Below are 10182 nucleotides of genomic sequence, written 5' to 3' on the forward strand. Positions count from 1 at the left end.
AAGCGCTTCGACTTCAAATGCCCCATCGAGGTGATGGGAGAGGTCATGCAAAATGCCATGGCGATGCGGCATGATGCTCCGGCTTCAATTCAATAACCGTGTTGCACTCAGCTCCTGCAACCGCCAAGGCTAAACTCTCGGAAACCGTTCTGAAGATCGGCACACTTCGCCCCAAGAACATGGCTGTATCTGCCAGTGATTCCCGCCTGCTGCCTCAAACCTTTCAAGGCGGACAAATTACCTCGAAGGAAATTGCAGGTCTGACTCTCGATGCGGGTTACTTGAACCGCATGAACGATCGTAACGCCAGTGGAAACAGAGGGATGTACTGGGGCGGCAAAGGCGCTGCAGTCGGCGAGACTCCTGTTGTCGCCGGTAACGCTGACGACTTCATCTTCGCAGGTGGCAGCTACAAGGTTAACGATGACCTTACTGCTTCGTACTACTACAGCAACCTGGAGGAAGTCTATAAGCAGCATTCGACCAACCTGGTGCATGTACTGCCGCTGGGTGACAAGCAAGCACTGAAGACTGATCTGCGCTACGCTCGCTCCAGCGAAGACGGCAGTTCAAACGTTGATAACAAGGCACTTGGCGCCATGGTCACTTACTCGGTAAGTGGTCATAGCTTCGGTCTCGGCTACCAGAAAATGAGTGGTGATACCGGCTTCGCCTATCTCGGCGGCGGCGCGGATCCGTTCCTGGTCAACTATGTGCAGATCAATGATTTTGCACTTGCAGACATGAAGTCCTGGCAGGCTCGCTATGATTTCAACTTTGCATCCATCGGCATCCCTGGCCTGACCTTCATGACCCGTTACCTCACAGGCGACAATGTGGAGCGTGGCGCAGGTCAGTCCGAAGGCAAGCTGTGGGAGCGTGATACCGATATCGGCTACACCTTCCAGGAAGGCGCACTTAAGAACCTCAACGTCAAATGGCGTAACGCAACTTCCCGTGGCAATATCGCAAGCGGAAACAACCTTGACGAAAACCGCCTGATCGTCAGCTACACCATTCCGCTGATGTAATAGCGGCCTACCGCATATCGATGCAGTAGATAGGAAACCCGCTTCGGCGGGTTTCTCTTTTTCGGAAGTTTGTTGGGTTATGCCTTCGACTATTTCAAACTACACCTCGGATCTGTGTATTGGCAGGTGACTCCCTGGAAGGCACTTCCTCCACCCACCACGCCTCGCCGAAGCCAGTTCCAAACCACTTACTCACCGCCTGCCGCTTATCGCCTGCAACTTATCTGCCGCGTCATTCAAACCGAAGCGGGAACCTTGCGCCGTTGTCATGCTCGAAACCTGAGGCAACGGGACTTTTCGTCCCACAAGACTCAAGAGGAGCTGCAGATGTCTACCGAATCCACTTTTGGCACCAGCGATAACACCCCAATTCCCGACGCATCCACTTCAAGCCCTTCGTCGCTGATCGATAAATCTGCCCACCGCCGCAATCTTCAGGCCGCCCAGAACGCGCTGATCGAAGAATTCCATACGCTTATCGCCGACACCGAGCGCCTGCTCAAGCACACTCAGGAAACTGCCGGCAGCCAGACCGAAGAGCTGCGCGAGAAAATCACCGCCAATATGAATCGTGCTCGGGAAATGCTGAAAGAGCAGGAAGGCACGTTGCGTGATCAGAGCGAGGCCGCCATTCAGTGCACCGAGGAATATGTTCAAACGCACCCTTGGCAAAGCATTGGTATCGCTGCAGGCGCCGGCTTTCTTCTCGGCATGATCATGCGCCGCTGATAGAGGAAAGCAGGCCAATGGAAGCGAAACATTCCGATGAAGCGCCCGCACCGTCCCTGAAAAAAATGGGCGGTGCGCTTGTCGGCCTTCTTCAAGGGCATCTGGAACTGCTGGGAATAGAGCTTCAGGAAGAACGTAGCCGTGTATTCAGGTTGTTCCTCCTGGCCAGCATAAGCCTGATCCTGGGTCTGCTGGTTCTGGTAGGACTATCAGCGGCCATTGTCATCGCCTTCTGGGAAACCAACCCCATCGCGGCCATTCTGATTCTTTGTGGGGTTTATGCGATTGTCCTTGCGATATGCATCAGCAGGGCCATTCGCCTCGCCAAGGCGTGCGCTTCGCCCTTCCAGGCAACAGTCGAGGAACTGGCCCGCAATCAGGAGCGTTTACTACCATGAGCACTCCATTGAGCACATCCAGCGATCTGACCATGCGCAAAGATCTGATTCGACTGCGCATGGAGATGAATCGTCAGCAGATCCTCTATCACTCACAGCCTCTGGCCCATCCGGTACAGCGCATAAAGGGCATGATTATCAACCGTGGCACAGCTTCCGGGCGCCACACCGATAAAAGCCCATTGATGCTGGCCGCGACCGTCGTCCTCGCGATATTCGGGCCACGCCTGGGTAAAGTGGGCAAGCTCGCCCGGCTGGGCATCACGCTCTATCCGCTGGTTCGCAAACTGCGGCAGTAGTCAGGCTGCCTGATCCGCGACGAAATGGCTGAACCGTAGGGCCGAACGTGTTCGGCCGCTGCCGGCAAATTCATGGCCGCATGAATTCGGCCCTACGGGTGCTGGTCAGATCTGTAATCCCCACATGGAATGCGCCACACTGGCGCTGTCGGCATGCCAGGAACCTGGCGGCAACAAGGAGATAGCCCTTTGGACTGGCACACATTGCTCAATCGTGAACGACTCGGAAAATCTGTTCACAGCACCGAAGAACTCGGACGAAGTCCGTTTCACAAGGATCACGACAGGATCATTTTTTCCGGGGCCTTCCGCCGGCTCGGGCGCAAGACGCAGGTGCACCCCGTATCCAGCAACGATCATATCCATACGCGCCTGACCCATTCGCTGGAAGTCAGCTGCGTCGGTCGCTCGCTGGGTATGCGCGTGGGCGAAGTATTGCGTGAAAACCTGCCCGAATGGTGCAGCCCGGCCGACCTCGGCATGATCGTGCAATCGGCCTGCCTTGCCCATGACATCGGCAACCCACCGTTCGGTCACTCAGGCGAGGATGCCATCCGTCACTGGTTTCAGCAGGCCGCCGGACGCGGCTGGCTGGACGGCATGAGCGATGCCCAGCGTACCGACTTCCTCAACTTCGAGGGCAACGCGCAGGGTTTCCGAGTGCTCACGCAGCTTGAATATCATCAGTTCGACGGCGGTACGCGGCTGACCTACGCAACCCTCGGCACCTACCTCAAGTACCCATGGACCTCGCGTCACGCCGAGGCGCTCGGCTACAAGAAGCACAAGTTCGGCTGTTACCAGAGCGAGCTGCCGCTGCTGGAACAGATCGCCTCGAAACTGGGCCTGCCGCAACTGGAAGAGCAACGCTGGGCACGCCATCCGCTGGTGTACCTGATGGAGGCCGCGGACGACATCTGCTATGGCCTGATCGACCTTGAAGACGGCCTGGAGATGGAGCTGCTCGACTACGCCGAGGTGGAAGCGCTGCTGCTGGGGCTGGTCGGCGACGACCTGCCGGAAACCTACCGCCTGCTCGGTCCCAATGATTCGCGCAGGCGCAAGTTGGCGATCCTCAGGGGCAAGGCCATCGAGCACCTTACCAATGCCGCCGCGAGCGCATTCGTCGAACAACAGGATGCGCTGCTGGCCGGTACCCTCGTCGGTGATCTGGTCGAGCATATGCATGGCCCGGCCAAAAAGTGCGTGGTGCAGGCCAAGGCAATGGCCCGCGAAAAGATCTTCCAGGACAAGCGCAAGACGCTGCACGAGATCGGAGCCTACACCACGCTCGAAATCCTCCTTAACGCCTTCTGTGGCGCAGCGCTGGAACAGCACGGTGGACGCACGCCTTCGTTCAAGAATCGTCGCATACTCGACCTGCTGGGCAGCAATGCCCCGGACCCCGACTGGCCGCTTTATCGCTCCTTCCTGCGCATGATCGACTTCATCGCCGGCATGACTGATAGCTACGCCACCGAAATGGCTGGGGAGATGACCGGACGTTCAAGCCCGACGTGAGCAGCATGAAGAAACCACTGTGGCGCAGAAACGGCTGGAGGCCGGGACCTCCCGCTTGGGGAGCGGCAGCGATTACCGGCCTGGGCTGTGCCCTGCCGCTTCTGCTCGGGCTGTTCAGCGGGCATCCGGGCTTTCTCTGGGCAACCCTGGGCGCCTTCCAGGCCGCCAGGGCCAACCCGCTGCACCGACTCGGCATGCTGCGCATGCTGACGCAGATCGCACTCGGCGCCTGTAGCGCCGGTCTTGGTTTCTGGGCGGCGTCCTATCCCCTGATAAGCATGGGCCTCTTTGCCTTCTATGGGTTGCTGCTGGCCTGGCTGCAACGCTACGGCAACGAAGCCGGCAAACTGGGGATCGGCCTTGCCATCTGTCTGTGTCTTGGTCAGGGTCAGTACGGCATGGGTGATTTCAACAACCCACAGGCAATTGCCATGCTGTTCGTCTTGGGCGGACTCTGGGTCATGCTACTGGCTTTCGGATTGCGCGGACTGCACGGGCTGCGGATGTGGCCTTATATGCCGCGCCTGTTCAGTGTGATCAGGGTATTGCGAAGTCGGGCACGGCGCATATCTGCCCGACGGTGGCGCCTGCAAGCCCTGACGCATCTACTGGCAGCTGCGCTGGGTGGCCTGATCGTGGTGCTCGCCGACCTTCCACGCGGCTACTGGCTGACGCTGGCGATACTCACGGTTCTGCAGATGGATGTACAACGCAGCCTCGTGCGTGCGCTGCAGGCAGGCCTGGGGATCTTGTGCGCGGCAGCCATATTGATCTACATGGGTCACAGCCTGGTGGACCCGCCGCTGATGGTGATGATCCTGTTGCCGCTGCTGATGCTCAGCCGGGCCTTTCAGGCGCATCACTACAGGCTTTTCGTTCTACAGACGACGCTGAGTTTCATCCTGCTGACCGAAACCCTCGCCCAGGACTGGGACTTGCCTCAGGTACGCCTGATCAATGCCGTGACTGGCATCGGCGTAGCACTGGCGGTCACCTTGCTGATGTATCTGCTGCGCCGGTTGATCGCCCGGATTGCATTGCGCAGAGCCGGACAATCAACCGAAACCATATCTGATCACGGCAGGAGCCGGGACCGGGACAACTCGATCACGCCTTGACGTTGATCTCGTTTTCCGGATACCAGACGTCCATCAACGGGCTTACGCCAAATTCGCTCAGCTCGCTACGACCCTTGAGCCATGCCTCGACCTGGCCACGCTGCTCTTCGCTTACCGAACCACGCTTGGCCAGGCAAACGAAGCCATAGTCCTCGCCACCGATATAACCCAGGCCATTGGCTTCCATGGCTTCAACCAGGAAGGCTTCCAGGAATTCGTCCACGGCGTTGCCATCGAGGCCCTCGACGTAGGACAGCGTGACTTCGAAGCCCAGTTCCTGGAACTCGTCGACACAGAGTTTTTTGCGCAAGCGACGCGAGCGATTGGTAGCCATTGAATCGGTCCTTTCTTGACGGGATAACGGCGCGCACTCTAACAGCTACGCCGCACTTGTGCGATTACGAACCCTCGCCGACAGGCTGCCTGTCTGGAAAAGTCATACATTGCGGCAAATCTCTTTGCAGAACCTCGAACCAGCCGGCTACGCTTGGCAACATGTGGAGTACATCACTTGGGTGCGAGCATAGTGTCTCGTTATTTCTTCCCTGAAAGTTGTAGGGAATCTTCATGTCATTTATTTCCTCCGTTCGCATGAGCAGGCTCATACGTCCTTTCGCCATTGCCGCGCTGGCCATGCCGCTGGCTTTTCAGGCAGTGGCCGAAACGGCCAATCAACGTTTGCCCGCCAGCGTCGCGCAGGCACTCAAGGCCAACAAGATAGAAAGCAGTGCCCTGTCCGTCGTTCTGCTGCCCCTCAACGGTAGCGCGTCGCCGACCTTCGTCAACGCCGACGTTTCGATCAACCCTGCTTCGACCATGAAGCTGGTCACCACCTATGCGGCGCTGGAGCTGCTGGGGCCAAATCACCAATGGAAAACCGAGTTCCATGCCGATGGCCCCATCGAAAACGGCACCCTCAACGGCAACCTGTATCTAAAGGGCGGTGGCGACCCCAAGCTGAACATGGAAAAGCTCTGGCTGCTGTTGCGCGACCTGCGCGCCAACGGCGTACAGACGGTGAACGGAGATCTGGTGCTCGACCGCAGCCATTTCGTGCAGCCGGACCTGCCAGTCTTCGATGACGACGGCAACGACAAGAACAAACCCTTTCTGGTCGGCCCCGATTCCCTGCTGGTCAACCTCAAGGCACTTCGCTTCATTGCCCGCAACGATGACGGGAAAGTGAACGTTCTGGTCGAGCCGCCCATCGCCACGGTGCGCATCGACAATCGTATCGAAGCCCTGCCCAAGGCCAAGTGCCCCGGCTGGCCGGACATTCGCTACAACCCCATCGAGGAAGGCGACGGCGTGCGCGTGGTGGTCGCCGGCAAGCTGCCAGCGGGTTGCAGCGGGCAGACCTACCTGTCGCTGCTGGATCATCAACGCTATGCCGCCGGTGCCGTGCGCGCCATCTGGCAGGAATTGGGCGGCAGCATCCTGGGAGAGGACCGGGTCGCCACAGTGCCCGACAGCGCACGGATGATCGCCCGCGCCTGGTCGCCGGATCTGGTGGAAATCATTCGCGACATCAACAAATACAGCAACAACACCATGGCCCGGCAGCTGTTCCTGAGCCTGGGCGCGGAGTTTCGCAACGAAGCGGACCCCGACGATTCCATGGCTGCGCAACGGGTCATCCGTCAGTGGCTGGCGAAAAAGGGGCTGATCTCGCCGCATCTGGTGATGGAAAACGGATCGGGCCTGTCGCGCGCCGAGCGCGTCAGCGCCCGCGAGCTGGCCAGCCTGCTGCAGGCTGCCTGGCAAAGCCCGTTCGCCGCCGAGTTCATCTCCTCGATGCCGGTGGCCGCGCTGGACGGCACCATGCGCAAGCGTCTGCATAACACCGGCGTCGCCGGCAAGGCACACATCAAGACCGGCACCCTGAACACTGTGCGAGCCATCGCCGGTTACAGCCGCGACAATGACGGCAACACCTGGGCGGTCGTCGCCATCCTCAACCACCCGCGCCCATGGGGCGCATCGTCGGTGCTGGATCAGGTGCTGATCAGCCTCTACAACCAGCGTAGCCAGAGCACCGCGCAGCGTTGAACTCTGCGGGGCAGGTCACGCCTTACCGACCCGACGGGCGAGGCCGTGGTTATTCGCTGAGTTATGCGCCGCATCGTCGGATTACGCCTTCGGCTAATCCGACCTACAAATGGCTGGGGTTCGTAGGTCGGGTCACGCCTTACCGACCCGACAGACGAGGCCGAGGTTATTCGCTGAGTTATGCGCCGCATCGTCGGATTACGCCTTCGGCTAATCCGACCTACAAATGGCTGGGCTTCGTAGGTCGGGTCACGCTTTATCGACCCGACGGGCGGGGCCGAGGTTATTCGCTGAGTTATGTACCGCATCGTCGGATTACGCCTTCGGCTAATCCGACCTACGAATCAAGACAGGCGGGCTAGCGCACCCGTCCGGCCTGCGGTTCCAGTTCTTCCTTGGCGAAGTCGTCCACGTCGATGACCTTGCGCCTGGCTGTTTCAGCGCTGCGCAGCAGTTCAACTTCCTCGTGGGAGAGTATGCCGGCTGCCAGCGCGGCGAGAATCGGAGGCTCGTTGGCAGCGGGGCTAAGTTCGCCACGCTTGATGGCCTGTTGCAGTTTCCTGGCCAGCGGCTGGGTTTTGGCAAGGGTGTCGAAGGCATGCCTGAGCGCACCGAGCGGCTCGTCGGTGTTCTCTGGCCGATAGACACCATCGAGGATCTGCTCAAGCGCCGGGTCCCCTTCCGCGCGACCGAGAATGGCGGCGATTTCGGCATCCAGCTCGTCGGACGGCCCCGCGTGGCGTGTGCCAAAGGGAAACACCAGGACCCGCAATACACAACCGAGAATCCGGTTGGGGAAATTGGCAAGGGTATCTGCCAACGCCTGCTCGGCTTTGCACAGGCAATCTTCCAGCGCCCAGCGCAGCAAAGGCGCCTGTTCCGCCGGATGCCCCAGGTCCTGATAATGCCTGAGCGCGGCGGAGGCCAGATAAAGGTGGCTGAGCACATCACCCAGGCGCGCCGACAGCCGTTCGCGGCGCTTGAGTTCGCCACCGAGCAGCATCATGGAAAGATCTGCCAGCATGGCGAAGGCCGCGGCAATACGATTCAGTGCGCGGAAATAAGGGCGCATCAGGTCGCTGCCTGGCGCCTTGCCTAGCCGGCCAAAAGTCAGCCCGAGTACAAGGGTGCTGGCGGTATTGCCGACCGCAAAGCCGACATGCTGCATAAGCAGCCTGTCGAACTTCACTACGGCTGCGTCGCGATCCGGCTCCTGCACCAGTTCCATTTCACGCAGCACGAACGGATGGCAGCGGATCGCGCCCTGGCCGAAGATCATCAGGTTGCGTGAAAGGATGTTGGCGCCTTCGACTGTGATGGAGATCGGCGCGGACAGCCACAGGCGCCCCAGATAGTTGTTTGGCCCGAGGATGATGCCCTTGCCGCCGTGAATATCCATCGCGTCGGTGATGCACTGGCGGCCACGTTCGGTCAGGTGGTATTTGAGAATGGCCGAGAGTACCGAGGGTTTCTCGCCCAGGTCCACGGCGCTGGCGGTGAGGATGCGCGCGCTGTCCATCAGCCAGGCGTTGCCGCCGATACGGGCCAGCGGCTCCTGAATGCCTTCGAAGGATGCCAGGGGGACGTTGAACTGCTCGCGTATCTGCGCGTAGCGACCACTGACGTAACTGCAGGTCTTGGCGGCGCTGACGCCGGTGGCCGGCAGCGAGATGGAGCGGCCAACCGAGAGGCAGTTCATCAGCATCATCCAGCCCTTGCCGATCATCTCGCGCCCGCCAATGATGGCCTCCAGCGGCACGAAGACATCCTTGCCCCAGTTCGGCCCGTTCATGAAAGCAGCGCCCAGCGGCAGGTGCCGACGACCGATCTCGACACCGGCAATATCGGTAGGAATCAGCGCCAGGCTGATCCCCAGGCTTTCCTCATCGCCCAGCAGGTGCTCAGGGTCGTAGGTCTTGAAGGCCACGCCGAGCAAGGTCGCGACCGGTCCCAGGGTGATGTAGCGCTTTTCCCAGTTCAGGCGCAGACCGAGCACTTCCTCGCCTTGCCACATGCCCTTGCAGATCACCCCGCTATCGTTCATCGCGCCCGCATCGGAGCCGGCATAGGGGCCGGTCAGGGCGAAGCAGGGAATGTCCGTGCCGTTGGCCAGTCGCGGCAGGTAATGGTTGCGCTGCTCCTCGGTGCCGTAGTGCATCAGCAGCTCAGCTGGACCGAGCGAGTTGGGCACCATCACGGTGCTGGCCAAGTCGCCGCTGCGGGTGGCCAGCTTCATCACGATCTGCGAGTGGGCGTAGGCCGAAAAGCCCTTGCCGCCGTATTCCTGGGGAATGATCAGCGCGAAGAAGCCTTCGGTCTTGATGTAGTCCCAGGCCTGGGGCGGCAGATCCAGCCGCTGGCCGATATCCCAGTCGCTGACCATGGCACAGAGCGTTTCGGTGGGACCATCGAGGAATGCCTGCTCTTGCTCGGTGAGCCTGGCTTTGGGATAGCCCAGCAGGGTGTCCCAGTTCGGTCGGCCACTGAACAGCTCACCATCCCACCAGACGCTGCCGGCCTCGATGGCATCGCGCTCGGTGTCGGAAATCGGCGGCAGCACCTTCTTGAACCAGTCGAACATCGGCCCGCTGATGTACTTGATGCGCAGGTCGGCAACCAACAGCGGCACGGCCACGGCGATGAGTACCAGCCAGAGCACGATCATCAGCCAGACCGGCGGCTCGCCGGCAATACCCATCAGCAGCAGATACGCCGCGATGATTGCCAGCGCCAACACGGGCGAAACCCGCAGATGGGCGATCCCGGCGATGCCGAGCAGGAGAACGAGCAGCCAGAGCAAAGTCATATGATTTTCCTTGTTGAACGAATGGCTTCCTCCTTGAGCATAGGCGCTCTGGCAAGGTGTGCGGAATCGTCGGATTACGCTCTCAAGCCGTCGGATTACGCCTTCGGCTAGGGCCTGTTAACGCTACTGGCTTGACGGCGAGTAATGCGGGATACTTCGCGCATGATGATCACACCCGAACAATTCTCCGCCATTGAACATTGCTTCCCGCGCCAGCGCGGCAATGTCAGC

8 protein-coding genes and 1 pseudogene are annotated in these 10182 nt (G+C 60.1%); 7 read left to right on the forward strand and 2 right to left on the reverse strand.

Translation table 11 applies throughout. From position 1 onward, the window contains the following. Nucleotides 1-122 precede the first annotated feature (122 nt). The 6 genes and pseudogenes from G7020_RS22975 to G7020_RS23000 form a co-directional block, all read left to right on the forward strand. Nucleotides 123-1031, forward strand: a pseudogene (locus G7020_RS22975) (OprD family outer membrane porin); the annotation flags it as partial. A 327-nt stretch (nucleotides 1032-1358) separates the two neighbouring features. Next, entirely contained in the window at nucleotides 1359-1760 is a 402-nt protein-coding gene (locus tag G7020_RS22980; RefSeq protein ID WP_181087169.1) for a DUF883 family protein, read from the forward strand. A 17-nt stretch (nucleotides 1761-1777) separates the two neighbouring features. Beyond that, a complete protein-coding gene (locus G7020_RS22985; RefSeq protein ID WP_181087170.1) occupies nucleotides 1778-2158 on the forward strand; it encodes a phage holin family protein in 381 nt (126 codons plus the stop codon). Beyond that, nucleotides 2155-2457: a hypothetical protein gene (locus G7020_RS22990; protein ID WP_181087171.1), complete on the forward strand. Its 303-nt coding sequence runs from the start codon at nucleotides 2155-2157 to the stop codon at nucleotides 2455-2457. The genes G7020_RS22985 and G7020_RS22990 overlap by 4 nt, the downstream gene beginning before the upstream one ends. 189 nt (nucleotides 2458-2646) lie before the next feature. Further along, a complete protein-coding gene (locus G7020_RS22995; RefSeq protein WP_181087172.1) occupies nucleotides 2647-3978 on the forward strand; it encodes a deoxyguanosinetriphosphate triphosphohydrolase in 1332 nt (443 codons plus the stop codon). A gap of 5 nt (nucleotides 3979-3983) precedes the next feature. Further along, the gene (locus G7020_RS23000; RefSeq protein WP_181087173.1) at nucleotides 3984-5096 is read left to right on the forward strand and encodes an FUSC family protein; all 1113 of its coding nucleotides are present in this window, start codon (nucleotides 3984-3986) and stop codon (nucleotides 5094-5096) included. On the opposite strand, the gene G7020_RS23005 is transcribed toward G7020_RS23000, so the two are convergent. After that, nucleotides 5086-5430, reverse strand: coding sequence for a YggL family protein (locus tag G7020_RS23005; protein WP_181087174.1), 345 nt, complete (start codon nucleotides 5428-5430; stop codon nucleotides 5086-5088). The genes G7020_RS23000 and G7020_RS23005 overlap by 11 nt on opposite strands. Before the next feature lie 257 nt (nucleotides 5431-5687). On the opposite strand from G7020_RS23005, the gene dacB reads away from it, so the two are divergent. Then, nucleotides 5688-7145, forward strand: coding sequence for a D-alanyl-D-alanine carboxypeptidase/D-alanyl-D-alanine endopeptidase (dacB, locus tag G7020_RS23010; RefSeq protein WP_181087177.1), 1458 nt, complete (start codon nucleotides 5688-5690; stop codon nucleotides 7143-7145). 358 nt (nucleotides 7146-7503) lie between these two features. Here dacB and G7020_RS23015 read toward each other — a convergent pair whose 3' ends face one another. Next, nucleotides 7504-9951 carry an acyl-CoA dehydrogenase gene (locus G7020_RS23015; RefSeq protein WP_181087175.1) on the reverse strand — a complete coding sequence of 816 codons (2448 nt, stop codon included), beginning with the start codon at nucleotides 9949-9951 and terminating at the stop codon, nucleotides 7504-7506. Between the last annotated feature and the right edge of the window lie 231 nt (nucleotides 9952-10182).

This window comes from Stutzerimonas stutzeri (genome assembly GCF_013522825.1).
GTDB lineage: Bacteria > Pseudomonadota > Gammaproteobacteria > Pseudomonadales > Pseudomonadaceae > Stutzerimonas > Stutzerimonas stutzeri_AK.

What these genes read in the sequence shown, in the direction of transcription:
- G7020_RS22990 (WP_181087171.1), top strand. Translation starts at nt 2,155, where the DNA reads ATGAGCACTCCATTGAGCACATCCAGCGATCTGACCATGCGCAAAGAT.
- G7020_RS22980 (WP_181087169.1), top strand. Translation starts at nt 1,359, where the DNA reads ATGTCTACCGAATCCACTTTTGGCACCAGCGATAACACCCCAATTCCC.
- G7020_RS23000 (WP_181087173.1), top strand. Translation starts at nt 3,984, where the DNA reads ATGAAGAAACCACTGTGGCGCAGAAACGGCTGGAGGCCGGGACCTCCC.
- G7020_RS23005 (WP_181087174.1), bottom strand. Translation starts at nt 5,430, where the DNA reads ATGGCTACCAATCGCTCGCGTCGCTTGCGCAAAAAACTCTGTGTCGAC.
- G7020_RS22985 (WP_181087170.1), top strand. Translation starts at nt 1,778, where the DNA reads ATGGAAGCGAAACATTCCGATGAAGCGCCCGCACCGTCCCTGAAAAAA.
- G7020_RS23015 (WP_181087175.1), bottom strand. Translation starts at nt 9,951, where the DNA reads ATGACTTTGCTCTGGCTGCTCGTTCTCCTGCTCGGCATCGCCGGGATC.
- dacB (WP_181087177.1), top strand. Translation starts at nt 5,688, where the DNA reads ATGAGCAGGCTCATACGTCCTTTCGCCATTGCCGCGCTGGCCATGCCG.